Genomic DNA, 24,800 nt, shown 5'->3' with positions numbered 1-24,800 from the left:
TGCATAAATGGCTGGCTTTATCGCCCATCCTTTGCCGAGGCGCACAACTCTTTCAATGAATCTACTCAAGTCACTCGCCGCCGTCAGCTCTATCACCATGGTTTCCAGGGTTCTGGGCTTTGTTCGCGACACCATTATCGCGCGCACTTTCGGGGCCGGAATGGCCACGGACGCGTTCTTCATCGCCTTCAAACTGCCCAATCTGCTGCGCCGTATTTTCGCCGAGGGTGCCTTTTCCCAGGCATTCGTGCCGATCCTGGCCGAATACAAGAGCCAGCAGGGGGAGGAGGCGACGCGTACCTTCATTTCTTATGTCACCGGACTGCTGACCCTGGCGCTGGCCCTGGTGACGCTGCTCGGGGTGATCTTTGCGCCCTGGGTGATCTGGGCCACCGCGCCCGGCTTTGTCGACACCCCGGAGAAATTCGCGCTCACCTCGGACCTGCTGCGCGTGACCTTTCCTTATATATTGCTGATCTCCCTGTCCTCGATGGCCGGCGCGATCCTCAATACCTGGAACCGCTTCTCGGTGCCGGCGTTCGTGCCTACGCTGCTCAACGTCAGCATGATTTTCTTCGCGCTGTTCCTGACGCCGTATTTCGATCCGCCGGTCATGGCGCTGGGCTGGGCGGTTCTGGTCGGTGGCCTGCTGCAACTGCTTTACCAACTGCCGCACCTGAAAAAGATCGGCATGCTGGTGCTGCCGCGTCTGAATCTGCGTGACACCGGAGTATGGCGGGTAATGAAACAGATGCTGCCTGCCATCCTTGGCGTTTCTGTCAGTCAGATTTCTCTGATCATCAACACGATCTTTGCCTCGTTCCTCGTCGCCGGCTCGGTGTCATGGATGTACTACGCCGACCGCCTGATGGAGTTGCCTTCCGGCGTACTGGGTGTGGCTCTGGGGACGATTCTGCTGCCGATACTGTCCAAAACCTACGCGCAGCGGGATCGCCAGGAATACTCGCGGATTCTCGACTGGGGTCTGCGACTGTGTTTCGTGCTGGTTCTGCCTTGCACGCTGGCGCTGGGGCTGCTTGCCGAACCGTTGACCGTTTCGCTGTTTCAGTATGGTAAATTCGACTCGCTCGACGCGGCCATGACTCAGCGTGCGCTGGTCGCCTACTCGGTCGGGTTGCTGGGGATCATCTTGATCAAGGTGCTGGCCCCCGGTTTTTATGCTCAACAAAATATCCGCACCCCGGTGAAAATCGCGATCTTCACCCTCATAGTGACTCAATTGCTCAACCTGGCCTTCATCGTGCCCTTGCAGCATGCCGGTCTGGCGCTGGCGATCAGTGTGGGGGCGTGCATCAATGCCGGGTTGCTGTTCTGGCAGTTGCGCAAGCAGGATCTGTTTCAGCCGCAGCCTGGCTGGACGAAGTTCCTGTTCAAGCTGGTAATTGCCGTCGCGATGATGTCAGCGGTGCTGTTGGGGCTCATGCATGTCATGCCTGCATGGGACGAAGGTCATATGCTGGAGCGTTTTCTGCGTCTGGGTGCGCTGGTTGCAGCCGGCGTCGTGACCTATTTCGCCATGCTTCTTTTATTAGGCTTCCGCCTCAGGGATTTCGCCCGCAAAGCCATTATGTAGGGCGCGTCGCAGCGGTTGACCTTCGGTTTTTGTCGCCACACGCCGAGAACCTTCATTCGGTCTTGGTGTGTTGCCTGTCGTCCACGGCCGTGTGTGGTTATAATCGGCCACTTTATGAGCAAGAAGTGCGTTATGCAGCTGGTTAGAGGCCTTCACAACCTGCGCCCCGAACATCGGGGCTGCGTCGCCACGATTGGCAATTTCGACGGCGTTCATCGTGGCCACCAGGCTATCCTGGCGCGTCTGCGCGAGCGTGCCGTCGAACTGGGTGTGCCCAGTTGTGTAGTGATCTTCGAGCCGCAGCCGCGTGAGTTCTTTGCGCCCGAAACGGCGCCGGCCCGTCTGGCCCGTCTGCGTGACAAGCTCGAGCTGCTCAGTGCCGAAGGCGTTGACCGGGTACTTTGCCTGTCCTTCAATCAGCGTCTGTGCAAGCTCAGCGCGGCGAGTTTCGTCGAAACCGTGCTGATCGACGGTCTGGGTGTTCAACACCTTGAAGTGGGCGACGATTTTCGTTTTGGCTTCGACCGGGTCGGTGACTTCGACTTCCTGCAACAGGCCGGCACGACGTATGGTTTTACCGTAGAAGCGGCGCAGACCGTTGAAATAGATGGCATCCGTGTCAGCAGTACCAAGGTGCGCAAGGCTTTGGCTGCGTCGGACTTTGCCCTGGCCGAGCGCATGCTCGGTCGTCCGTTTCAGATCGCCGGGCGGGTATTGCACGGCCAGAAGCTGGCACGTCAGCTGGGTACGCCCACCGCCAACGTACAACTCAAGCGTCGTCGTGTACCGCTGAGCGGAGTCTATCTGGTCAGCACCGAGATCGATGGCAAAGCCTGGCCGGGGGTCGCCAACATCGGCGTACGCCCGACGGTAACGGGTGATGGCAGTGCCCACCTTGAAGTGCATCTTCTGGATTTTGCCGGCGATCTTTATGACCGGCGTTTGACGGTGGCTTTCCACCACAAGCTGCGTGATGAGCAGCGTTTCGCCTCACTGGAGGCGCTCAAGACGGCGATCAATGCGGACGTCGCCGCCGCCCGTGCCCATTGGCATGGCTAACCGCTAAACAAGAGCCTGAAATGACTGACTATAAAGCCACGCTAAACCTTCCGGACACCGCCTTCCCTATGAAGGCCGGCCTGCCCCAGCGCGAGCCGCAAACTCTGCAGCGCTGGGACAGCATTGGCCTGTACCAGAAGCTGCGCGAGATTGGCAAGGATCGTCCCAAGTTCGTTCTGCACGACGGTCCTCCGTACGCCAACGGCAATATTCACATCGGTCATGCGGTCAACAAGATTCTCAAGGACATGATCCTGCGTTCCAAGACCCTGGCGGGCTTCGATGCCCCGTATGTGCCGGGCTGGGACTGCCATGGTCTGCCGATCGAGCACAAGGTCGAAGTGACCCACGGCAAGAACCTCTCCGCAGACCGTACGCGTGAGCTGTGCCGCGCCTATGCGTCCGAGCAGATCGAAGGCCAGAAGTCCGAATTCATCCGTCTGGGCGTGCTGGGCGACTGGAGCAATCCGTACCTGACCATGAACTTCGCCAACGAAGCCGGAGAAATCCGTGCGCTGGCCGAGATGGTCAAGGGCGGTTTCGTCTTCAAGGGCCTCAAGCCGGTCAACTGGTGTTTCGATTGCGGCTCGGCACTGGCTGAAGCCGAAGTCGAGTATCAGGACAAGAAGTCCTCGACCATCGACGTTGCGTTCCCGATCGCCGACGAAGCAAAACTGGCAGCTGCATTCGGCGTGCCGTCGCTGGGCAAGCCTGCGTCCATCGTGATCTGGACCACCACACCGTGGACGATCCCGGCCAACCAGGCGCTGAACGTCCACCCTGAATTCGAATACGCGCTTGTCGATGTCGGCGACAAACTGCTGGTACTGGCCGCCGAACTGGTCGAGAGCTGTCTGGCCCGTTACAAGCTGGAAGGCACGGTCATTGCGACCACCACCGGTCAGGCGCTGGAACTGATCAATTTCCGCCATCCGTTCTACGACCGCCTGTCGCCAGTCTATCTGGCTGACTACGTTGAACTGGGTGCGGGCACGGGGATCGTTCACTGCTCGCCTGCCTATGGCGTAGACGACTTCACTATCTGCAAACAATATGGCCTGAGCAACGACGACATCATCAGCCCGGTGCAGAGCAACGGTGTGTATGTCGAGTCGCTGGAGTTCTTCGGTGGCCAATTCATCTTCAAGGCCAACCAGAATATCATCGACAAGCTGGTCGAAGTCGGCAGCCTGATGGACACCGAAACCATCAGCCACAGCTACATGCACTGCTGGCGCCACAAGTCGCCCTTGATCTATCGCGCCACGGCGCAGTGGTTCGTGGGCATGGACAAGCAGCCTGAAAGCGGCGAGACCCTGCGCAAGCGTGCGGTCAAGGCCATCGAAGACACTGAATTCGTTCCGGCATGGGGGCAGGCGCGCCTGCACTCGATGATCGCCAACCGTCCTGACTGGTGCATCTCGCGTCAGCGCAATTGGGGCGTGCCGATTCCGTTCTTCCTGCACAAGGAAAGCGGCGACCTGCACCCACGTACCGTCGAGCTGATGGAAGAAGTGGCGCAGCGTGTCGAGAAAGAAGGCATCGAGGCCTGGTTCAAGCTCGACGCCAGCGAGTTGCTCGGTGACGAAGCCGGCAAGTACGACAAGATCTCCGACACCCTGGACGTCTGGTTCGACTCGGGCACCACGCACTGGCATGTGCTGCGCGGTTCGCACCCGATGGGCCATGAAAGCGGTCCGCGTGCCGACCTGTACCTGGAAGGCTCGGACCAGCATCGCGGCTGGTTCCACTCCTCACTGCTGACCGGCTGCATGCTGGACGATCACGCACCGTATCGCGAGCTGCTGACCCACGGGTTCGTGGTCGACGAGAACGGCCGCAAGATGTCCAAATCGCTGAACAACGTGGTAGCGCCGCAGAAGGTCAACGACTCGCTGGGTGCCGACATCATGCGTTTGTGGGTATCGGCGACCGATTATTCCGGCGAGATGGCGGTTTCCGATCAGATCCTGCAGCGCAGCGCCGACGCCTATCGTCGTATCCGCAACACTGCACGCTTCCTGCTCTCCAACCTGACGGGCTTCAACCCGGCGACCGATATCCTGCCCGCCGAGGAAATGCTCGCGCTGGACCGTTGGGCCGTGGATCGCACCCTGCTGCTGCAACGCGAGCTGCAAGAGCATTACGGCGAATACCGCTTCTGGAACGTGTACTCGAAGATCCACAACTTCTGCGTGCAGGAGCTGGGAGGTTTCTACCTCGACATCATCAAGGATCGTCAGTACACCACGGCGGCCAACAGCACCGCGCGTCGTTCATGCCAGACGGCACTGTTCCACATCTCCGAAGCGCTGGTGCGCTGGATCGCGCCGATCCTGGCGTTCACCGCCGACGAGCTGTGGCAGTTCCTGCCCGGCGAGCGCAATGAATCGGTGATGCTCAACACCTGGTACGAAGGCCTGACCGAAATGCCTGCCGACTTTGACATGGACCGCGCCTACTGGGAGCGGATCATGGCGGTGAAGACCTCGGTCAACAAGGAAATGGAAAACCTGCGCGCTGCCAAGGCGATTGGCGGCAACCTGCAGGCTGAAGTGACCCTGTATGCCGAGGAGTCGCTGGTGGCTGACCTGTCGAAACTGAGCAACGAGCTGCGCTTCGTGCTGATCACCTCGACAGCCAGTGTGGCGCCGCTCGCGTCTGCGCCAGCCGATGCCGTGGTCACCGAAGTTGCCGGCCTGAAACTGAAAGTGCTCAAGTCCAGTCATGCCAAATGCGCCCGTTGCTGGCACCACCGCGAGGATGTAGGGGTAAACCCCGAGCATCCGGAAATCTGCGGTCGTTGCGTAGACAACATCAGCGGTGCAGGCGAGGTTCGTCACTATGCCTAACGCCTCGTTTGGCCGTCTGGCCTGGCTGTGGTTGAGCGTGCTGGTTCTGGTCATTGACCAGGCCAGCAAGTATTACTTCGAGAACGCGTTGACCCTGTACCAGCAGATCATCGTGATTCCGGATCTGTTCAGCTGGACCCTGGCCTACAACACCGGTGCCGCCTTCAGTTTTCTGGCTGATGGTGCCGGCTGGCAGCGCTGGTTGTTCGCCCTGATCGCAGTGGTGGTCAGCGCTGTGCTGGTCGTCTGGCTCAAGCGTCTGGGGCGTGACGACACGTGGCTGGCCGTTGCACTGGCGCTGGTACTGGGCGGCGCACTGGGCAACCTCTACGACCGTATCGTGCTGGGCCACGTGATCGACTTCATTCTGGTTCACTGGCAGAACCGCTGGTACTTCCCGGCGTTCAACGTCGCGGACAGTGCGATCACCGTCGGGGCAATCATGCTGGCGCTGGACATGTTCAAGAGCAAGAAAACCGGAGAGACCGTCAATGACTGAGCAATCTTCGACTCAAGGCTCGTCCGACGAGCTGCGCATCGGTCAGAATACGCAGGTCACTCTGCACTTCGCCCTGCGTCTGGAAAACGGCGATACCGTCGACAGCACCTTCGAAAAGGCCCCGGCCACCTTCAAGGTCGGTGACGGCAACCTGCTGCCAGGCTTCGAAATGGCGATTTTCGGCTTCAAGGCGGGTGACCGAAAGACCGTCGAGATTCTGCCGGAAAACGCCTTTGGTCAGCCCAACCCACAAAACGTGCAGATCATGCCACGCTCGCAGTTCGTAGGCATGGAACTGTCCGAAGGGTTGCTGGTGATCTTCAATGACGCCGCCAATACCGAGTTGCCCGGCGTGGTGAAAGCATTCGATGATGATCAGGTCACCATTGACTTCAATCACCCGCTGGCAGGCAAGACTCTGAGCTTTGAAGTGGAAATCTTCGAAGTGAAGGCGATTCTGGCTTCCTGACCTTCGCCGTCGAGCCCGGCCCAGGCCGGGCTACCCCGTACCAACCATGAGGCACCGCATGCAAATCAAACTCGCCAACCCCCGCGGCTTTTGTGCCGGAGTGGACCGCGCGATCGAAATCGTCAATCGCGCTCTGGAAGTGTTTGGTCCGCCGATTTATGTGCGCCATGAAGTTGTTCACAACAAATTTGTCGTCGAAGACCTGCGCTCTCGCGGTGCGATCTTCGTCGAAGAGCTGGATCAGGTGCCGGACGACGTCATCGTTATCTTCAGCGCCCACGGTGTCTCCCAGGCTGTGCGTACCGAAGCTGCAGGCCGTGGTCTGAAAGTGTTCGATGCTACCTGCCCGCTGGTGACCAAGGTACATATCGAGGTCGCCCGTTACAGCCGCGACGGCCGCGAGTGCATCCTGATCGGCCACGCCGGTCACCCGGAAGTCGAAGGCACCATGGGTCAGTACGATGCTGCCAATGGCGGCGCGATCTATCTGGTCGAGGACGAAGAGGATGTTGCCAGCCTGCAGGTGCGCAACCCTGAAGCCCTGGCCTTCGTGACCCAGACCACCTTGTCCATGGATGACACCAGCCGGGTGATCGATGCCTTGCGCAAGCGCTTTCCGGCCATTGGCGGGCCGCGCAAGGACGACATCTGCTACGCCACGCAAAACCGTCAGGACGCGGTCAAGCAACTGGCCGATGAGTGCGATGTGGTGTTGGTGGTGGGCAGCCCGAACAGCTCCAACTCCAATCGCCTGCGCGAGCTGGCCGAGCGCATGGCGACTCCGGCCTACCTCATCGACGGCGCCGAAGACATGCAACAGGGCTGGTTCGACGGTGTAGAGCGTATCGGCATCACTGCGGGCGCTTCGGCCCCCGAAGTGCTGGTGCGCGGCGTGATCCAGCAATTGCAGGCCTGGGGCGCGACCGGTGCGGATGAGCTTGCCGGCCGCGAGGAGAACATCACCTTCTCCATGCCCAAGGAATTGCGCGTCAAGTCGCTGCTCTGAGGCTATTCAGCCACACAGCGCTGCATCGATTTTCGTGTCCTCGACCCTCACGCGGCCGGCCGGTGCGACTATCACTCGATAGTTGCTCACCGGCTGGTCTGCAGCGCAAACGTGCAACGTCCTGGCGGTTCTGCGCCGTAACGTCCCCAAACCGTTGAAACTGATTTCCTCTACACGCTTGCGGTTATCGACCACTCGCGTTGTGCCGCCATTGGCGCGTTCGATCAGCACCGGATCGTTTTCGTCGGGACCTTTGCCATCTGCGTCGAGTATGATCCGCCAGCCGTTGCTCCAGTCGTTCTCGATGGCATGAAGCGTAATGATCTGGTTGCGTGTGATTGCGGCCGCTCTCGCCGAACGAATGCCGCTGGCCAGCTCCCGGGCGGTCGCAAGGCCTCGGCTGGAATCGATGAGTTCCTTGAAAGAGGGGGTTGCGACGTTGGCCAGGATGGCCACCAGTGCAACGACGATCAATAGTTCGATCAGTGTGGATCCTGCATGCTTCATATGCTTTCCTCCCTGGAAACCGCCGTTTCAACACACTGCGGGCGTTCGTCGTCGCAAAACAACCGTACGTCCCGCTATGGATTTTCCAGCGGCGTTGCTGCCTTATAGTCGTAACGTCTAGGAGACACTCAATGCGTCATATAGCCAAGGGATTCAGCCTCATCGAATTGTTAGTCACTGTGTCCCTGGTGGGCATCCTGGCGTCTATCGCTATCCCGAATTTCACCAGCTCCATCCAGAGCAACAAGGCCGATACCGAACTCAGCGATTTGCAGCGGGCGCTCAACTATGCGCGACTCGAGGCGATAAACAGGGGAGTGGCGGTGCGTATAGCGCCGACCAGCGGGACGGCGTGGACTAATGAATTGCAGGTGTATCTGGTTTCCGATACTCAGACGACGCCCACTGCGCTGCGAAAAGTAGCGGCCATGAGCAGCGGCGCCACGCTGGTGGCCGATAACAATGCCACAGCAATTGATTTCAACAACCTGGGCGCGCTCATTGCCCCGGCTGCGGCGGTGACCATGACTTACACCCGAGGCACCATTAGCAAAACCATAAAGGTCTGTCTGACCGGTCGTATAACCTTGGGTGGAGGCTGCTAATGGCTGGTGAAACCCGATATCGCCAGACCGGTATGACCTTGATCGAGGTACTGGTCTCGGTATTGATTCTGGCCATCGGCCTACTGGGCGCCGCGGCCATTCAGCTCAACGCGCTCAAGTACACCGACAGCGCGACCATGAGCAGTCAGGCGAGCTTCGTTGCTTACGACATGATGGACCGCATCCGTGCCAATGTTGATGGTAATGCCAGTGCCAATGGGTCGACCAATGTACTGGCGACTTATGCCTTGGCGAATCTGGATGCGGCGCCAGCGGCCAATCCGAACGATGCCAGAGCGCAGGATCTCTCTGATTTCAGAGGCAACATCATCAACTTTGCAGGCTCGAGCGGTACCGGCAGCATTGATATCACCGGAGCTCCTGAAGTGACCATTAACATCGGCTGGAGCGACACAAGGGCTGCGGGATCGAGCAATCAGGCAACCGGGAACACGACCGGCAGCCCGAGCAACCGGAGTTTTACGCTGACCTCGCGGATCGGGGTCAACCCATGAGAAAGCTTTCCAGAGGCTTCGGTCTGGTCGAAATCATGGTGGCGCTGGTCCTGGGGCTGGTGGTCAGCCTGGGTATCGTGCAAATATTCACGGCTGCCAGAGGCACCTACCAGAGCCAGAATGCCGCAGCGCGGATGCAGGAGGATGCGCGTTTCCTGCTGAGCAAACTGATTCAGGAAATCAGGATGACCGGCATGTATGGCTGCCTGAGCTTCAAAAACTACACGCCTGTATCTCCTGCTATCCCGTGGCCGATCGCACTGGATACTCCAATTCTCTGGGATAATCCGAGCAGGACGCTGACGCTGGTGACTGCCGACGTGGGGACCACAGGCAGTACGCCCACCTGGACCATCGTTTCAGACTGTCAGTCCAAGACGCAGATTTACGCCAGTACTCGTGCGCCAGATGCGGGGCAGACGGCCTTTCCGTTGCGGCAGTTGGTCTACACGCTCAGCGGAACAGACTTGACCATAAAATATGGCACGGATGGCACTCCGCAGCCGCTGTTGCAGAACGTCGCGGACTTCAGTGTTTCTTTCGGCATGACGGGTAACCCGATGTCCTATACCACGGCTGTTACCAAGGCCAACGCCGACGCTGTGCGCAGTGTGCGTATCAGCCTGACGCTGCAGGATGGGCAGAACGGCATCGTCAAGCCTCAGCAGTACAACGTTGTCGCTTACTTGCGTAATCGCTTTTGAACGGGCCGGGCATGAACAGGATCGTGCGATTCAAATCGATACAGGCTTTCCCTGCACGGCAGGGCGGTATGGTGTTGCTGGTCAGTCTGGTGTTTCTGCTGCTGCTCACTCTGCTGGGTATCTCTTCCATGCAGAACGCCACGCTGCAGGAAAAGATGGCGGGAAGCGTCACCCTGCGCAATCAATCCTTCCAGAAGGCCGAAGCGGCATTAAGGCTGGGAGAGTCTTCGATCAAGGTGGCCGGATACACGCTGGCCAAGTGTACAAACTGCGCCCCACCCGCTGAATCAACCACGCTGACCGCCGCGGGAGTGGGGGCGTCCGGGGTGAGCTGGCTGGCAGCAGGTGGTGGCTTTTACGGTGTACAGAATCTGGGGACCACTGCGACACCTGTGAATCGGCCACCGATCTGTACCGGGACAGTAACGCTCTATCGCGTGACATCAGTCGCTATTCAAGGCACGTCGCGCACGGTGCTGGAGAGTATTTATGCCAATTGCTGAGAAACTCCGTCGCAGCCTGAAGTATCTCGGCGGTGCGCTTTTGGCTTTTTATGCCCTTACGCCCGTGTATGCGTTTACGCCAGCACAAGTACCGTTGCTCAGTGCGTCGGCCGTGCCGCCTAACCTGATGCTACTGGTGGATAACTCCGGGAGTATGTACAACATCATCTGGGCCGCCGGCTTTGATCCGACGGTGACCAATCGTCCCTCGATTATCTATGCGCAGCCTGGGTCATGCGGTCTTTTTAACTGCAGAGGCGTCTCCATTCAGGGCGACGACACGCTCTCGCTGGACTCTGCCGGGCCTTACACGTGCAGAAGCGATTACACCTACGTTGCGCGTGACAACGTGGGTTACTGCCTGAAGTTGCCCGATCCGGCCGGCAACGAGAGCACCACTCGCTACACTGCAGATTACCTCTCTTATCTGGTTGACCTGACGCGGGCCGCCAACACAACTACCAAAGACTTCACCGTCAATAACATCATTCCCAACGATTACCGTATCAATGTCGCGCGCAACGTTTCATTGAACCTCGTTGCCAACAACAAATCCCTGAGAATCGGTCTGGCCGGGTTCAACCCGCCGACCAACGCTGATCCCGGGCGTGGAGGGAAGATTTCCAGACCTGTTGCAGACCTGTCCCCTGTCGCCAGTAACCCTTACAACAACGGCGGTGTCAGCCAGGCTGATGCAAACGATAATGTCACTGCCCTCAATGCGGCCATCAATGCACTGCGAGGCGACTCCAATACGCCGTTGGCCGAAACGTATTATGAGATAACCCGCTACTTTCGGGGCATGACCCCGTATTACGGTTATAGCGGGGCACCGACGACCTACACCAGCCCTATACAGTACCGGTGCCAGAAAAACTTTGGCGTGGTGATCACTGACGGCTTGCCGACATACGATCGGACGTTCCCGACCAACGATCCGGAGGATGTACTCAATACCTCACGCTCACTGCCCAATTGGGACTTGAATGCGGCCAATGACGGGGCCAATCTTAATGGTGATGGTGAGGGCGATACGCTTTATCTGGACGACCTCGCCAAGTTCGCGTATGACATCGACATGCGAAGAGCGAGCAGTACACCTGCCACTGACCTGACCAAGAAAAGTTGGGACACAGACGGCTTCTCTCAACAGAACATGACTACCTACACCATTGGTTTCACAGCCGCCAACCAGATGCTGATAGACGCTGCTGACAATAACCATGGGCACGGCAAGTATTTCCAGACCAATGACAGCGCCGGTTTGAACAACGCCTTGAACCTCGCATTGAGCGATATCTATGCCAAGGCCGGTTCGGGCGGCGGTGGCGTGGCAAACTCGTCTACCCTTCAGGCGGGCAGCCGCTTCTACCAGACGCTTTATGACCCGACGGACTGGCATGGCACGATCAAGGCTTACAATCTGGACGCTACGACAGGAGCGCTGAGCGCCCCTGTCTGGACCACCGATACCACGATCACCAGCAGCACCAAGGCGCCTGTGTTCGAGTCATGGAGCACAGCGGCGACACCGACGAAAATCACCCTGGATTTTCTGAATTTCACGCAGGCGCAACGCGATGCCTTTACCGCTACGCTGCCGAGCGGAGTGACCGGCGCGGAGGTTATTGCCTGGGCCAAAGGCACGGCCAATGCCAAGCTTCGTACTCGTGCCACGCTCTTGGGCGATATCGTCAATTCATCATTGGGTGCCGGGCTGCCGACAGAGAAGACGGCGTCTGATTTGCTCGGCGATACCACTTACACGACGTACCTTTCTGCCAAGTCCAGCAACATGAGTTCCAGTCTGCTGGCCAACGCCAACGATGGCTTCTTCAATGTGATCGACGCCAGCTCCGGTGCGCGTAAATACGCGTATATGCCGTCCACGTCTCTGAGTTCATTGGCGACCATTTCATCCTCTTCCTACGGTTCCGGCGTTCACCGTTTCACGGTGGATGGTCAGATTGCAGTCTTCGATACGCAGGCATCCGCAGGGAGTGTATGGCGCACGGTGGCGTATTCCGGGCTGGGCGCTGGCGGCAAGGCTTTTTTTGCGATCAAGCTTTTCGAAGGTTCGGCAGACAGCATCGGGGCATTGTGGGAGGTCAAGGCTCCCGACACTTCAGACACCAACAACAAGTTCAACAACCTTGGATACACCTACTCCAAGCCGGATGTAGCACGTATGGCCGATGGCACCGGGATCGTTGTTGTGGGCAACGGTTACGGCAGTTTTACCGGGAGGGCGTCTCTGTATGTACTCAACGCCAACACCGGACAGTTCATTGCCGAAATTCCGACTCCGGTCACTGGCAGCGAAACGGATAACGGGTTGTCTTCGGTGAAACTTCGGGTCAATTCGCAGAATGTCGTTCAAGCAGCCTATGCGGGCGATCTCAAGGGCCGCCTGTGGAAGTTCGACATGAGCGGGGCCGCAGCATCCAGCTGGAAAGTCGCTTTCAATGGCTCACCCCTGTTCACTGCACCTCAGGGAGCCAGTCAGTCGATTACCGTTCAGCCCTTGTTGCTGGACCATCCACTCAACGGCAAGATCGTGTATTTCGGTACCGGGAAATTCAGCGAAACTGCGGACAAGCAGACCAGCTCGTTGCAGGATTTCTATGCCATCTGGGATGGCGACAACGGTTCAGGCAACATCGTTGAGGCCAATCTGCAGCCCCAGGCCATTAACGGGACGGTAGTCGGAAGTGGCAATACGTATTACACCACGACTTCCAATGATGTGGATTGGGGCACCAAGAAAGGCTGGTACCTACCGTTGGCAACCACGGCCCCGTATGTCGGCGAGCGGATTATCTATCCGGCACAAACCTCTCGCGGTCGTATCATCTTCACCACGGCAGCCGTCAACTCTACCGACCCTTGCGAAAGCACCGGGACCGGGCGCTTGTTCGAGCTGAACGCCGCGACTGGCAGCATGCTTAATTACCAGGTACTGGATACCAACAATGACGGCGATATCAACTCTTCGGATTTGATCATTGGCGGTCTCGGTATCGGTACCGGTATCCCGGTAGTGGCTTCTATCGTTGCCGGTACCAATGGGGCCAACGATAACAAGTACGTGATTGACTCCAGCGGCGGCCCGCCCACCAAGATTACTGAGAAGGGCGGTAGCGCTAACGTCTTCCAGCGCATCATGTGGCGACAAATCCAATAGGGAAACTAGACATGCGAGTGACATCCAGGGGCTTTACGTTGATCGAACTCATGATCGTCGTGGCGATTGTCGGTATTCTGGCGGCCATCGCGTACCCCAGTTACACCGAATACGTGAAGCGCACCCAGCGGTCGGCGATTGCCAGCCTGCTGTCCGAGCAAAGCCAGGCGCTGGAGCGGTTTTATTCGCAGAAGGGAAATTACTCGGATTACAAAGGAGTATCTGGTGGCAATACGTACTACAGGATAACGCTGACCCCAACTGCCACCGACTTCACCCTGACAGCTGACCCTCTCGCAGGCACGCTGATGGCTGGCGACAAGTGTGGCAGTTTCGTGATCACTAACACCGGGGCGCGTACCAACACGGGCGCAACCAGCGGCGTCACTGCCAAAGATTGTTGGGGCCGCTAAACCGTTTCCTTGTCACGAGACCAAGATGTCCAAACAGAAAGTAGTCATCGTAGGCGGTGGCGTCATAGGTCTGCTGACCGCTTTCAATCTCGCCTCTGAGCAGGTCAGCGTCGTGCTGCTGGATCGTTCGGGCGTTGGCCAGGAGTCTTCCTGGGCAGGCGGCGGGATTGTCTCGCCGCTTTACCCGTGGCGCTACAGCACTGCGGTCACCGCGCTGGCGCATTGGTCGCAGGACTTCTACCCGCACCTCGCCGAGCGTTTGCTCGCACAGACCGGCATTGACCCTGAAGTGCACAGGACTGGCCTGTACTGGCTCGATCTTGATGATGAGCAGTCTGCGCTTGAATGGGCTGCCCGCGAAAAACGTTCGTTGAACCGCGTGGATATCTCGGCGGTGAATGATGCCGTGCCGGTGCTGGGTGAGGGCTATTCGCGGGCGATCTACATGGCCGATGTGGCCAACGTACGTAATCCCCGTCTGGTCAAATCGCTCAAGGCCGCCCTGCTGGCATTGCCCAATGTCGAGATTCGCGAGCACTGTGAAGTCAGCGGCTTTACCCGTGAAGGCAGCAGGATTTCGGGTGTGCAGACGTCTGCAGGGGATATCACCGGTGATCGGGTGATTCTGGCGGCGGGTGCGTGGAGCGGCGAGTTGCTCAAGACCCTGAGTCTGGAACTGCCGGTCGAGCCGGTAAAAGGCCAGATGATTCTCTACAAGTGTGCATCGGACTTTCTGTCGAGCATGGTACTGGCGAAAGGGCGCTACGCGATCCCGCGTCGTGATGGGCATATCCTGATTGGCAGCACCCTGGAGCATGAAGGGTTCGACAAAACCACCACGCAGGCCGCATTGGAAAGTTTGAAGGCGTCGGCCGTCGAATTGCTTCCGCCATTGGCCCACGCCGAGCCCGTCGCCCAATGGGCAGGCCTGCGCCCTGGTTCGCCTGAGGGCATCCCGTTCATTGGCCCGCTGGAAGGTTTTGACGGCCTGTGGCTCAACTGCGGGCATTACCGCAACGGTCTGGTGCTGGCTCCGGCGTCCTGCCAGTTGATCACTGACCTGCTGCTGGACCGCGAGCCCATCATCGACCCCGCACCCTACGCGCCTGCGGGGCGCCTGGCAGGCTAGCCATCCTCTCGGTCATTCGGAGCGTGGGGCACGATGGTGTTCTCTCGCGCACCTATCGTTACGCACGCTCCCGCGTGGGAACGCCTTTCGTGACGCTCTGCGTCACACGTTTTCGCCGCGCAACGCATTCAATCCAGGCCCAGCTTCTTCAGGCGATAGCGCAGTGACCTGAACGACAAACTGAGCCTTTCTGCCGCCGCAGTGCGATTCCAGCGTGTTTCTTCCAGTGCCTGCAGGATGAGCTGGCGTTCGATGCTTTCCAGGTAGTCTTCAAGGTTGTCGATGTCGGCCAGGCTCGGGCCGTCGCTCTCCTGAGGGCTGGCGGACTCTGTCAGGCGCAGGTCGCTGGCGTGGATTTCATCGTTCTCGCACAGCGTGTAGGCGCGCTCCAGCATGTTTTCCAGTTCGCGCACGTTACCGGGGAAGCGGTAGCTCTTCAGCGTTTCCAGCGCCTGCGCGTTCAGGCGTGCGACGGGTTGTGCGCCGTTCCCGGCAAGGCGCTTGAGCACGCTGGCTGCCAGTTGGTCGATATCCTCACGGCGCTCGCGCAATGGGGGCACGCGCACTTCGATCACGTTCAATCGGTAATAAAGATCCTGACGAAACCGACCGGCCGCGACCTCTGCATTCAGGTTCTTGTGGGTGGCACACAGAATACGTACGTCGACAATCTGCTCTTGCTGGCCGCCGACGCTGCGGATGGATTTTTCCTGAATGGCGCGCAGCAGTTTGACCTGCATGGCCAGCGGCAGGTCGGCGACCTCATCGAGAAACAGCGTGCCGGTGTGCGCCGCCTGAAACAGACCGGGCTTGTCTTCGTGGGCACCGCTGAAGCTGCCTTTGCGATGACCGAAGAATTCGCTCTCCATCAGCTCGGAAGGAATGGCGCCGCAGTTCACCGGTATGAAAGGTTTGTCGATGCGCGGACCCTGCTCGTGGATCAGACGCGCTACAAGCTCCTTGCCGCTGCCCGACTCGCCGCTGATGTAGATCGGCGCCTGGCTGCGGGCCAGTTTGCCGATCTGATTGCGCAAGGTACGCATTGCCAGCGAGTCGCCCAGCAGGCGGTTGTCGATGCTTCGCGTGGGTGGTGCGCCGGGCAGGCTCAGCGCGCTATTGACCAGCTCGCGCAACCTGCCGAGGTCGACCGGCTTGGTCACAAAGTCGAAAGCCCCGGCCTTCAGCGCGTTGATCGCCGTGTCCAGATTGCCGTGGGCAGTGATCATCGCCACCGGCACGTGGGGGTAGCCGTGCTGTATGTGTTGCACCAGCTCAAGGCCATTACCGTCAGGCAAACGCATGTCGGTCAGGCACATGTCGAACGGTTCGCGGGCCAGCCAGTCGTGCGCTTCGGCGACGTTACGGGCACTGCGGGTGTCGAGTTTCATGCGCCCCAGCGTGATCTCCAGGAGTTCGCGAATATCCGGCTCATCATCGACTATCAGGATTTTTTGCCGTTGGCTCATGCTCAGCTCGTCTTGAACGGGTGGGCGAAGGTAATGCGCAGGCAACTGCCACCTGTGGGGCGGGGCGCATATTCCAGGTGCGCCTGATTGCTTTCGCACAGTTCACGTGACAGATATAGACCAAGGCCGGTGCCTTTGCTCTCTGTGGTGAAAAACGGTTCGAAGATCTTGCTCAGGTGTTGCTCGCTGACCCCCGGCCCGTCGTCCAGCACTTCCAGCGTAGGCAGCTCGCTTCTGGGGTCATTGTGCAGTTTCAGCCAGACCTGTGCTGATGGATGATTTTTGCCGCTGTAGCGCAGGCCGTTCTGCAACAGGTTGGTCATGATTTGCGTCAGTTGTCCAGAATCCATGCGGGTTGTCAGCGTGCCGGGGCTTATGTCGACATGAATCGACTGATTGGGCGCAGCGGAACTGCGAAATTCAGCAACAAAGTGTTCCAGCCAGGTTTTCAGGTCGAGCAGTTCGGGTTGCGCTTCGCGTCTGCGCGACAATTGCAGGACATTTTCGATGACCCGATCAATGCGTCCCGACTGCTCATGAATGATCTGCCCCAGGCGTCGATCCGCTGCACTGAGCTCTTCCGATTCATTAAGCAACTGCGCCGCATGACTGACGGCACCCAGCGGGTTGCGTATTTCGTGGGCAATCCCGGCGGTCAGGCGTCCCAGTGCGGCAAGCTTGAGCTGCTGCGCCTGATGGGCAATCTGCGACAGGTCTTCGAGAAAAACCAGCGTCTGACGCTGATCTCCACGGTTGAGTGTGGCGAAGCTCGGTTGCAGTACCAGCCCCACGGGGGCGGTGGTGATGCTGCGCGGCACCATGATCGGATTGACGAGCCACTGGCGCAGGCGTTCGACCAGTTGTGGCGAGCAGGTGTCGATGAGCTGGCCGACCAGTTGTTCCTGGCCCAGCAGGTGTAAGGCCCCCTGATTGGCCAGCAGCACCTGATGGTTGGCATCCAGCACCAGAATGCCGGTACGCATGCGTTGCAGAATGAGTGCGTTGAGTGCCTCCAGGCTGTCGACATCCGCCGCGCGCTGCTCGGCCAGTACCTCGCTGACCTGCATGCGCGCTGTCAGCGCCTGCACCAGCAGGGCGGCGGCGAAGCACAAGGCGCCCAGCGAGCCAGCCTGCACGTAGTCGTTGGAAACCGAAGGTGTGCCGAAGCTGATGTAGAACGTCAGGTAGATGATGCCGATGGCCGAAACCGCAGCGATCAACAAGCCGATACGGCCGCGCAGCAACACATTGCTGATCGCTACCGAGGCAATCAACAGGTTGCCGATACCGCTGGAGGGCCCGCCGGCGGCGTAGAACAGCGCGGAGAGCATGATCGCGTCGGTCATCGCCAGGCCGAAAAACTGTGCCTGACGGCTGGGGCGTTCCAGCAGCACGACGACCAGAATGTTGAACACCAGATACAACCAGCAGCCCGAGCGGAACAGGTTCGGGTTGGCCAGTTGCAGCAGCTCGGTTTCCAGGCTGCTGGAAATCAACAGGACCAGTACGACGCCGATGGTCAGTCGATAGAGGTGGTACAGCCGCAGAATCCGCTGCGCCTGCGGGCTGACAAGGGACGGTGAGTCAGCGGTCACGTGCCGCGGGGCCCTGCAGCCGGTGTGCCTCGCTGCAATACCATTGCTGTGCCTGACTCAGCGCACGATCCTGCGGCAGATGAACGCCACACTGCGCGCATCGCACCATGGGTGTCGAGGCCAGTTCAGGCGGCTCGGCGCGGGATTTCGGCTTGGGGGGATTGATCAGACGCTTGACGAACCAGACCAACGCCGCGATCAACGCGACCCACATAAGTAAGCGAACCATGACTACCAGCTTAGTGATTGACGATGGCGCAGTGTAGCCAAGCCGCGAGCGGGCGCACAGGGGCAAAATTGATGCACAAAAAAAGAGGCCCGAAGGCCTCTTTTTTTATGCACTCAGGATCAGTCGAACAGACCCAGGGTCATGTAGCTGAACCACGAACGGCTCTTGGTGCCTTTCGCTTCGGCGTCTTTTTCCGCCTGTTCGTCCAGCTCGGCCTGATTCTCCGGCAGCAGTTCTTTCGGAATGGAATCCTTGGCGTCCTGGTACTGCTTCTTCATGTCCTGATCGGCGCGGGTCTGGCCCGGTGGCAGTGGAGCGCTGCCGTCGATCAGGCCAAGGGTCGCTTTCGACAGCCATGAGCGGTTATCGGCCTCGGCTTCACGCGGGGTGAACTTGCCGTCAGCCAGTTGCGGGTGGTTCGGGTAGTTGGTCTTCAGCACTTCCAGGCTGGTGGCAGCCAGGTCGTCAAGGTGCAGACGCTGATAGGACTCGACCATCACCGCCAGACCGTCGCCGACCGAAGGCGTCTCCTGGAAGTTTTCCACTACGTAGCGGCCACGGTTGGCGGCGGCGACATAGGCCTGACGGGTCAGGTAGTAGTCGGCTACGTGGATTTCATAGGACGCCAGCAGGTTGCGCAGGTAAATCATGCGTTGCTTGGCGTCAGGCGCATAGCGACTGTTCGGAAAGCGGCTGGTCAACTGGGCGAATTCGTTGAACGAGTCACGCGCAGCGCCCGGGTCACGCTTGGTCTGGTCCAGCGGCAGGAAGCGCGCCAGGAGGCCCACGTCCTGGTCGAAGGAGGTCAGGCCCTTCATGTAATACGCATAGTCGACGTTCGGGTGCTGCGGATGCAGGCGGATGAAACGCTCGGCAGCGGATTTGGCTGCTTCGGGTTCACCATTCTTGTAGTTCGAGTAGATCAACTCGAGCTGAGCCTGATCGGCGTAGCGACCGAACGGATAGCGAGATTCCAGCGCCTTGAGCTTCTCAGTGGCACTGTTATAGCTGTTATTTCCCAGGTCGGCCTGCGCCTGCTGGTACAGCTCGACTTCGCTGAGGTTTTCGTCGATGACTTCCTTCGACGAACAGGCCGCAGTCAATGCGAGGATGGCGATCAGCAGCAGGTGTTTCACTTGCATGGCGGCTTGCGTCCCTATAACGGCCTGCTGTCTTGGGCGGGGCCGTCCTGTTATGATGAGCGCCCCGCGATACCGGCGGGACAAAAGACGCCGTATTTAACCACAAGCGCGCTGCCGAAACCAAAGGCTAGCCGCCACCTAGTCTGGTCATGTCCGAAAATATAGAACTTCGCGCAGAGGTGCCGTCCGAATTGGGCGGTCAACGCCTCGATCAAGTCGCCGCACAATTATTCGCTGAGCACTCGCGCTCGCGCCTTTCCGCCTGGATCAAGGACGGCCGCCTGACTGTGGACGGAGGCGTTCTGCGCCCTCGCGACATCGTGCACGGTGGCGCTGTTCTCGAGCTGATTGCCGAGCAGGAGGCCCAGGGTGAATGGGTCGCTCAGGACATCGAGCTCGACATCATCTATGAAGACGACCAGATCCTCGTCATCAACAAGCCCGCCGGGCTGGTGGTGCACCCGGCTGCCGGTCATGCCGACGGCACGCTGCTCAACGCCCTGCTGCACCATGTACCGGACATCATCAATGTTCCGCGTGCCGGCATCGTGCACCGTCTGGACAAGGACACCACCGGCCTGATGGTGGTCGCCAAGACCATTCAGGCGCAGACACAGCTGGTTACCCAGTTGCAGAGTCGCAGTGTCAGCCGTATCTACGAGTGCATCGTGATCGGCGTGGTGACCGCAGGCGGCAAGATCGACGCGCCCATCGGCCGTCACGGTCAGCAGCGCCAGCGCATGGCGGTGATGGAAGGCGGCAAGCAGGCGGTCAGTCATTACCGCGTGCTGGAGCGCTTCCGTTCGCACACTCATGTACGGGTCAAGCTGGAAACCGGGCGTACCCACCAGATTCGCGTGCACATGGCGCATATCAACTATCCGTTGGTCGGCGACCCTGCCTATGGCGGTCGTTTCCGTATTCCGCCAGCGGCCAGCCTGACCATGGTCGATTCGCTCAAGACCTTCCCGCGGCAGGCGTTGCATGCCCGCTTCCTGGAGCTGGATCATCCGACCACCGGTAAGCGCATGAGCTGGGAATCGCCGTTGCCGGACGATTTCGTCTGGTTGCTGTCCCTGCTCAAGCAGGATCGCGAGGCGTTCATCGGGTGAATGACTGGCTGATACCTGACTGGCCTGCGCCAGCACAGATCAAGTCCTGCGTTACCACTCGCTCGGGTGGGGGCAGCCTGGCCCCGTTCGACAGCTTCAATCTGGGCGAGCACGTCGATGACAGCCCGCAGGCCGTGGCGAGCAATCGCCAGCGCCTGACCGCCAGTCTCAAGGCTCAGCCCGCCTGGTTGAAGCAGGTGCATGGCGTAAACGTTGTACCTGCCGATCCATCCCGTGTCGTCGAGGCCGATGCCAGCTGGACGAGCACGCCTGGCATGGCCTGCACCATCATGACCGCCGACTGCCTGCCCGCGCTGTTCTGTCGTCGTGACGGTACGCGTGTGGCTGCCGCGCATGCCGGCTGGCGCGGGCTGGCGGCCGGGGTGCTGGAAGCGACGGCCGACAGCCTGCAGAGTGCTCCCGAAGACATCATGGTCTGGCTGGGGCCGGCCATCGGTCAACCGTCGTTCGAAGTCGGTCCCGAGGTGCGCGAGGCCTTTACCGCCAGCCACCCGCAGACAGCCGCTGCGTTTGTCGCCAGTTCGAATCCTGATCGTTTCATGGCCGACATCTACGCGCTCGCCCGGTTAAGACTGGCAGCCCAAGGTGTCTCTGCCGTGTATGGCGGCGGGCTGGATACCTTCACCGACCCGCGCTTCTTTTCCTACAGGCGTGCCGCGCGCACTGGCCGCTTCGCTTCGCTGATCTGGATCGAACACGCCTGATTGCCGGGCTGTTTTGCACATTCCAGCTAGACTTGCCTGAACACTCGTCTGATCTGTATCAACCCCGGCCCGCTTGAAACGCGCAGAATCGTCCGCATCTAACTGGCTATTCAGCAGGTTTTCTTTATAGGTGTGTTCATTGCTCCGGCCTGCATTAAAGGAAGGTGACTAATGCGTATCGACAGATTGACCAGTAAATTACAGTTAGCGTTATCCGATTCCCAGTCGCTGGCCGTTGGCCTCGACCATCCCGCCATCGAACCTGCGCACTTGATGCAGGCGCTGCTTGAGCAGCAGGGCGGTTCCATCAAGCCTTTGCTGTTGCAGGTAGGCTTCGACATCAACAGCCTGCGCAAGGAACTGAGTGCAGAGCTGGATCGGTTGCCAAAAATCCAGAACCCGACCGGCGACGTCAACATGTCGCAGGATCTGGCGCGCCTGCTCAATCAGGCTGACCGTCTGGCGCAGCAGAAAGGCGACCAGTTCATTTCCAGCGAGCTGGTGCTGCTCGCGGCAATGGACGAGAACAGCAAGCTCGGCAAATTGTTGCTGGGGCAGGGCGTCAGCAAGAAAGCTCTGGAAAACGCCATCAACAACCTGCGCGGCGAAGGTGCCGTGAATGACCCGAACGTCGAAGAGTCGCGTCAGGCGCTGGACAAGTACACCGTTGACCTGACCAAGCGTGCCGAAGAGGGCAAGCTCGACCCGGTGATCGGTCGTGATGACGAGATTCGTCGCACCATTCAGGTCCTGCAGCGCCGCACCAAGAACAACCCGGTGCTGATCGGCGAACCAGGCGTGGGCAAGACCGCCATTGCCGAGGGCCTGGCGCAGCGCATCATCAATGGTGAAGTGCCCGATGGCCTGCGCGGCAAGCGCTTGCTGTCGCTGGACATGGGCGCGCTGATCGCCGGTGCCAAGTACCGTGGCGAGTTCGAGGAGCGCCTCAAATCGCTGCTCAACGAACTGTCCAAGCAGGAAGGCCAGATCATCCTGTTCATCGACGAGCTGCACACCATGGTCGGCGCGGGCAAGGGCGAAGGCTCGATGGACGCTGGCAACATGCTCAAACCTGCACTGGCGCGCGGCGAGCTGCATTGTGTCGGCGCCACCACGCTCAACGAGTACCGCCAATATATAGAGAAGGATGCGGCGCTTGAGCGTCGATTCCAGAAAGTCCTGGTCGACGAGCCAAGCGAAGAAGACACCATTGCGATCCTGCGTGGCCTGAAGGAGCGCTACGAAGTGCACCACAAGGTCGCCATCACTGACGGCGCGATCATCGCAGCGGCCAAGCTGAGCCATCGCTATATCACCGACCGCCAGTTGCCGGACAAGGCCATCGACCTGATCGACGAAGCGGCCAGCCGCATTCGCATGGAGATCGACTCCAAGCCTGAAGTGCTCGACCGCCTTGAGCGTCGCCTGATCCAGCTGAAAGTAGAGGCTCAGGCCCTCAAAAAGGAAAAAGACGAGGCGGCGATCAAGCGCCTGGAAAAACTTCAGGGTGAAATCCAGCGTCTTGAGCTTGAGTACGCGGACCTTGAAGAAATCTGGACCTCGGAAAAAGCCGAGGTCACCGGCTCGGCACAGATCCAGCAGAAAATCGAACAGTCTCGCCAGGAGCTGGAAGCCGCTCGCCGCCGGGGCGATCTGAACCGCATGGCCGAGTTGCAGTACGGGATCATTCCCGACCTGGAGCGCAGCCTGCAAATGGTCGACCAGCACGGCAAGCCGGAAAACCAGTTGCTGCGCAGCAAGGTGACCGAGGAAGAAATTGCCGAGGTCGTGTCGAAGTGGACCGGTATCCCGGTGTCGAAGATGCTCGAAGGCGAGCGCGAGAAGCTGTTGCGCATGGAAACCCTGCTGCACAACCGGGTGATCGGCCAGGAAGAAGCGGTGGTCGCCGTCTCCAATGCCGTGCGTCGTTCGCGTGCCGGGCTTTCCGACCCTAACCGTCCGAGCGGATCCTTCATGTTCCTCGGCCCGACCGGCGTGGGCAAGACCGAACTGTGCAAGGCGCTGGCCGAATTCCTGTTCGACACCGAAGAGGCGATGGTGCGTATCGACATGTCCGAGTTCATGGAGAAACATTCCGTGGCTCGCCTGATCGGTGCGCCGCCAGGCTATGTTGGTTACGAAGAGGGCGGCTACCTGACCGAAGCCGTGCGTCGCAAACCGTATTCGCTGATTCTGCTCGATGAGGTCGAGAAGGCGCATTCCGATGTGTTCAACATCCTCTTGCAGGTGCTTGAAGACGGACGCCTGACGGACAGCCACGGGCGCACGGTGGACTTCCGCAATACCGTGATCGTCATGACTTCCAACCTGGGCTCTGCGCAGATCCAGGAGCTGGTCGGTGACCGTGAGGCGCAGCGTGCTGCAGTGATGGACGCAGTCGGTACGCACTTCCGTCCGGAGTTCGTTAACCGGATCGACGAAGTGGTGATCTTCGAACCGCTGGCGCGTGACCAGATCGCCGGTATCACCGACATCCAGCTGGGCCGCCTGCGCAAGCGTCTGGCCGAGCGCGAGCTGTCGATGACCCTGAGCCCCGAGGCGCTGGACAAGCTGATCGCCGTTGGTTACGACCCGGTCTATGGCGCACGGCCGCTGAAGCGGGCGATTCAGCGCTGGATCGAGAACCCGCTGGCGCAGATGATCCTCTCGGGCAGCTTCATGCCCGGTACGACCATCACCGGCAAGGTGGTCGACGACGAGATCACGTTTGTCTGACAGCGCTCGTCAACGCTCTATAGAAGGGCCCTCGAACCGAGGGCCTTTTTTTGAGGCGTGGTCAGCAGTAGAATCAGGCCCGAGAGGCGATCTGAAAAAAAATCGCAAATCATTGTCTTAAAAAGCAATTTATAGGGTTGACAGGTGTTTTTAAAATTGTAGAATAGCGCGCCTCAGAGACGTGAACGCAACGATACAAACGAAGCGGAAAGGTCGATGAGATTGAGATCAACGAGTTAACAGCAAGCTGATTTCAAGGCGACAGGTTGTAAAGTTGAATCTGAAATCGATAGTTCCGCGATAGCTCAGTTGGTAGAGCAAGTGACTGTTAATCACTGGGTCCCTGGTTCGAGTCCAGGTCGTGGAGCCAGATTTCGCAAGGTTCAATGCAGTTTCAGTCGGGGTATAGCGCAGTCCGGTAGCGCGCCTGCTTTGGGAGCAGGATGTCAGGAGTTCGAATCCCCTTACCCCGACCATATTTGGGTCGTTAGCTCAGTTGGTAGAGCAGTTGGCTTTTAACCAATTGGTCGTAGGTTCGAATCCCACACGACCCACCATTTTTGGTCAGTTTGTATCTGGCTGGATCTTAGGGAGTGACGCCACAAGCGTCACCCAAATAGAAAACGCCTCCTCGGAGGTGTTTTTTAGCATCATCGGGGTATAGCGCAGTCCGGTAGCGCGCCTGCTTTGGGAGCAGGATGTCAGGAGTTCGAATCCCCTTACCCCGACCATTTTCGCCCAGCTGTATCAGGGTTG

At 59.3% G+C, this 24,800-nt stretch carries 21 protein-coding genes and 4 tRNA genes; 20 read left to right on the top strand and 5 right to left on the bottom strand.

Annotated features, from left to right (window positions below; translation table 11 throughout):
• Positions 1-55 precede the first annotated feature (55 nt).
• The 6 genes from murJ (at position 56) to ispH (ending at position 7,479) form a co-directional block, all read left to right on the top strand.
• Positions 56-1,594 carry a murein biosynthesis integral membrane protein MurJ gene (gene murJ, locus AO388_RS17005; RefSeq protein WP_003371103.1) on the top strand — a complete coding sequence of 513 codons (1,539 nt, stop codon included), beginning with the start codon at positions 56-58 and terminating at the stop codon, positions 1,592-1,594.
• 132 nt (positions 1,595-1,726) lie between these two features.
• A complete protein-coding gene (ribF, locus tag AO388_RS17000; protein WP_003371105.1) occupies positions 1,727-2,653 on the top strand; it encodes a bifunctional riboflavin kinase/FAD synthetase in 927 nt (308 codons plus the stop codon).
• A 20-nt stretch (positions 2,654-2,673) separates the two neighbouring features.
• Positions 2,674-5,505: an isoleucine--tRNA ligase gene (ileS, locus tag AO388_RS16995; RefSeq protein WP_003435638.1), complete on the top strand. Its 2,832-nt coding sequence runs from the start codon at positions 2,674-2,676 to the stop codon at positions 5,503-5,505.
• Positions 5,498-6,004, top strand: coding sequence for a signal peptidase II (gene lspA, locus AO388_RS16990; RefSeq protein ID WP_003371110.1), 507 nt, complete (start codon positions 5,498-5,500; stop codon positions 6,002-6,004). Before ileS ends, lspA begins: the two co-directional genes overlap by 8 nt.
• Positions 5,997-6,473: an FKBP-type peptidyl-prolyl cis-trans isomerase gene (locus AO388_RS16985; RefSeq protein WP_044310113.1), complete on the top strand. Its 477-nt coding sequence runs from the start codon at positions 5,997-5,999 to the stop codon at positions 6,471-6,473. Before lspA ends, AO388_RS16985 begins: the two co-directional genes overlap by 8 nt.
• A 58-nt stretch (positions 6,474-6,531) precedes the next feature.
• On the top strand, positions 6,532-7,479 hold the full coding sequence (ispH, locus tag AO388_RS16980; RefSeq protein ID WP_003318785.1) for a 4-hydroxy-3-methylbut-2-enyl diphosphate reductase: 948 nt from the start codon (positions 6,532-6,534) through the stop codon (positions 7,477-7,479).
• A 6-nt stretch (positions 7,480-7,485) separates the two neighbouring features.
• Here ispH and AO388_RS16975 read toward each other — a convergent pair whose 3' ends face one another.
• Positions 7,486-7,986: a GspH/FimT family pseudopilin gene (locus AO388_RS16975; protein WP_058416785.1), complete on the bottom strand. Its 501-nt coding sequence runs from the start codon at positions 7,984-7,986 to the stop codon at positions 7,486-7,488.
• Positions 7,987-8,117: 131 nt separating this feature from the next.
• Here AO388_RS16975 and AO388_RS16970 point away from each other — a divergent pair, with 131 nt between their 5' ends.
• Genes AO388_RS16970 through thiO form a run of 7 tightly spaced genes read left to right on the top strand, consistent with a single transcriptional unit; the run spans position 8,118 to position 15,039 of the window.
• Complete coding sequence (locus AO388_RS16970; protein WP_058416784.1) at positions 8,118-8,591, top strand: GspH/FimT family pseudopilin; 474 nt, start codon at positions 8,118-8,120, stop codon at positions 8,589-8,591.
• Entirely contained in the window at positions 8,591-9,106 is a 516-nt protein-coding gene (gene pilV / locus AO388_RS16965; protein WP_044310111.1) for a type IV pilus modification protein PilV, read from the top strand. The genes AO388_RS16970 and pilV overlap by 1 nt, the downstream gene beginning before the upstream one ends.
• Positions 9,103-9,810 (top strand): PilW family protein, encoded by a 708-nt coding sequence (locus AO388_RS16960; RefSeq protein ID WP_058416783.1) that lies wholly within the window; start codon positions 9,103-9,105, stop codon positions 9,808-9,810. The genes pilV and AO388_RS16960 overlap by 4 nt, the downstream gene beginning before the upstream one ends.
• 11 nt (positions 9,811-9,821) lie before the next feature.
• Entirely contained in the window at positions 9,822-10,313 is a 492-nt protein-coding gene (locus tag AO388_RS16955) for a pilus assembly PilX family protein (protein WP_003371123.1), read from the top strand.
• The gene (locus AO388_RS16950) at positions 10,300-13,497 is read left to right on the top strand and encodes a pilus assembly protein (protein ID WP_003435656.1); all 3,198 of its coding nucleotides are present in this window, start codon (positions 10,300-10,302) and stop codon (positions 13,495-13,497) included. The genes AO388_RS16955 and AO388_RS16950 overlap by 14 nt, the downstream gene beginning before the upstream one ends.
• 11 nt (positions 13,498-13,508) lie before the next feature.
• Positions 13,509-13,910, top strand: a complete 402-nt coding sequence (locus AO388_RS16945) for a type IV pilin protein (RefSeq protein WP_044310108.1) — start codon at positions 13,509-13,511, stop codon at positions 13,908-13,910.
• 25 nt (positions 13,911-13,935) lie between these two features.
• Positions 13,936-15,039 (top strand): glycine oxidase ThiO, encoded by a 1,104-nt coding sequence (gene thiO / locus AO388_RS16940; protein ID WP_003371129.1) that lies wholly within the window; start codon positions 13,936-13,938, stop codon positions 15,037-15,039.
• 128 nt (positions 15,040-15,167) lie between these two features.
• On the opposite strand, the gene AO388_RS16935 is transcribed toward thiO, so the two are convergent.
• From AO388_RS16935 to AO388_RS16920, 4 genes are all read right to left on the bottom strand, one after another.
• Positions 15,168-16,505, bottom strand: coding sequence for a sigma-54-dependent transcriptional regulator (locus tag AO388_RS16935; RefSeq protein WP_003371131.1), 1,338 nt, complete (start codon positions 16,503-16,505; stop codon positions 15,168-15,170).
• A gap of 2 nt (positions 16,506-16,507) precedes the next feature.
• A complete protein-coding gene (locus AO388_RS16930; RefSeq protein ID WP_003435661.1) occupies positions 16,508-18,100 on the bottom strand; it encodes a sensor histidine kinase in 1,593 nt (530 codons plus the stop codon).
• Positions 18,090-18,329 (bottom strand): PP0621 family protein, encoded by a 240-nt coding sequence (locus tag AO388_RS16925; protein ID WP_032609810.1) that lies wholly within the window; start codon positions 18,327-18,329, stop codon positions 18,090-18,092. The genes AO388_RS16930 and AO388_RS16925 overlap by 11 nt, the downstream gene beginning before the upstream one ends.
• 119 nt (positions 18,330-18,448) lie before the next feature.
• Positions 18,449-19,471, bottom strand: coding sequence for an outer membrane protein assembly factor BamD (locus tag AO388_RS16920; RefSeq protein ID WP_003371138.1), 1,023 nt, complete (start codon positions 19,469-19,471; stop codon positions 18,449-18,451).
• A gap of 149 nt (positions 19,472-19,620) precedes the next feature.
• On the opposite strand from AO388_RS16920, the gene rluD reads away from it, so the two are divergent.
• The 7 genes from rluD (at position 19,621) to AO388_RS16885 (ending at position 24,775) form a co-directional block, all read left to right on the top strand.
• A complete protein-coding gene (gene rluD / locus AO388_RS16915; RefSeq protein WP_002551999.1) occupies positions 19,621-20,583 on the top strand; it encodes a 23S rRNA pseudouridine(1911/1915/1917) synthase RluD in 963 nt (320 codons plus the stop codon).
• Positions 20,580-21,308, top strand: coding sequence for a peptidoglycan editing factor PgeF (gene pgeF / locus AO388_RS16910; RefSeq protein WP_058416782.1), 729 nt, complete (start codon positions 20,580-20,582; stop codon positions 21,306-21,308). The genes rluD and pgeF overlap by 4 nt, the downstream gene beginning before the upstream one ends.
• A 171-nt stretch (positions 21,309-21,479) precedes the next feature.
• Positions 21,480-24,044: an ATP-dependent chaperone ClpB gene (clpB, locus tag AO388_RS16905; protein ID WP_044310104.1), complete on the top strand. Its 2,565-nt coding sequence runs from the start codon at positions 21,480-21,482 to the stop codon at positions 24,042-24,044.
• 294 nt (positions 24,045-24,338) lie between these two features.
• Positions 24,339-24,414, top strand: a tRNA-Asn gene (locus AO388_RS16900).
• Between the two features lie 29 nt (positions 24,415-24,443).
• Positions 24,444-24,520 (top strand) — tRNA-Pro (locus AO388_RS16895).
• Between the two features lie 5 nt (positions 24,521-24,525).
• Positions 24,526-24,601, top strand: a tRNA-Lys gene (locus AO388_RS16890).
• A gap of 97 nt (positions 24,602-24,698) precedes the next feature.
• A tRNA-Pro gene (locus AO388_RS16885) sits at positions 24,699-24,775 on the top strand.
• Positions 24,776-24,800 lie beyond the last annotated feature (25 nt).

Source organism: Pseudomonas sp. ICMP 10191 (genome assembly GCF_001467335.1).
In the GTDB taxonomy this organism is placed as follows: Bacteria; Pseudomonadota; Gammaproteobacteria; order Pseudomonadales; family Pseudomonadaceae; genus Aquipseudomonas; species Aquipseudomonas cerasi.
This window is presented reverse-complemented; position numbering and strand designations above follow the sequence as displayed.

Excerpts from the sequence above, each read along its gene's own strand:
- pilV (WP_044310111.1), top strand. The coding sequence starts at position 8,591 with ATGGCTGGTGAAACCCGATATCGCCAGACCGGTATGACCTTGATCGAG.
- AO388_RS16985 (WP_044310113.1), top strand. The coding sequence starts at position 5,997 with ATGACTGAGCAATCTTCGACTCAAGGCTCGTCCGACGAGCTGCGCATC.
- AO388_RS16935 (WP_003371131.1), bottom strand. The coding sequence starts at position 16,505 with ATGAGCCAACGGCAAAAAATCCTGATAGTCGATGATGAGCCGGATATT.
- murJ (WP_003371103.1), top strand. The coding sequence starts at position 56 with ATGAATCTACTCAAGTCACTCGCCGCCGTCAGCTCTATCACCATGGTT.
- AO388_RS16925 (WP_032609810.1), bottom strand. The coding sequence starts at position 18,329 with ATGGTTCGCTTACTTATGTGGGTCGCGTTGATCGCGGCGTTGGTCTGG.
- AO388_RS16955 (WP_003371123.1), top strand. The coding sequence starts at position 9,822 with ATGAACAGGATCGTGCGATTCAAATCGATACAGGCTTTCCCTGCACGG.
- ribF (WP_003371105.1), top strand. The coding sequence starts at position 1,727 with ATGCAGCTGGTTAGAGGCCTTCACAACCTGCGCCCCGAACATCGGGGC.
- AO388_RS16950 (WP_003435656.1), top strand. The coding sequence starts at position 10,300 with ATGCCAATTGCTGAGAAACTCCGTCGCAGCCTGAAGTATCTCGGCGGT.
- AO388_RS16945 (WP_044310108.1), top strand. The coding sequence starts at position 13,509 with ATGCGAGTGACATCCAGGGGCTTTACGTTGATCGAACTCATGATCGTC.
- AO388_RS16970 (WP_058416784.1), top strand. The coding sequence starts at position 8,118 with ATGCGTCATATAGCCAAGGGATTCAGCCTCATCGAATTGTTAGTCACT.
- AO388_RS16975 (WP_058416785.1), bottom strand. The coding sequence starts at position 7,986 with ATGAAGCATGCAGGATCCACACTGATCGAACTATTGATCGTCGTTGCA.
- AO388_RS16960 (WP_058416783.1), top strand. The coding sequence starts at position 9,103 with ATGAGAAAGCTTTCCAGAGGCTTCGGTCTGGTCGAAATCATGGTGGCG.
- ispH (WP_003318785.1), top strand. The coding sequence starts at position 6,532 with ATGCAAATCAAACTCGCCAACCCCCGCGGCTTTTGTGCCGGAGTGGAC.
- ileS (WP_003435638.1), top strand. The coding sequence starts at position 2,674 with ATGACTGACTATAAAGCCACGCTAAACCTTCCGGACACCGCCTTCCCT.
- lspA (WP_003371110.1), top strand. The coding sequence starts at position 5,498 with ATGCCTAACGCCTCGTTTGGCCGTCTGGCCTGGCTGTGGTTGAGCGTG.
- rluD (WP_002551999.1), top strand. The coding sequence starts at position 19,621 with ATGTCCGAAAATATAGAACTTCGCGCAGAGGTGCCGTCCGAATTGGGC.
- clpB (WP_044310104.1), top strand. The coding sequence starts at position 21,480 with ATGCGTATCGACAGATTGACCAGTAAATTACAGTTAGCGTTATCCGAT.
- thiO (WP_003371129.1), top strand. The coding sequence starts at position 13,936 with ATGTCCAAACAGAAAGTAGTCATCGTAGGCGGTGGCGTCATAGGTCTG.
- AO388_RS16920 (WP_003371138.1), bottom strand. The coding sequence starts at position 19,471 with ATGCAAGTGAAACACCTGCTGCTGATCGCCATCCTCGCATTGACTGCG.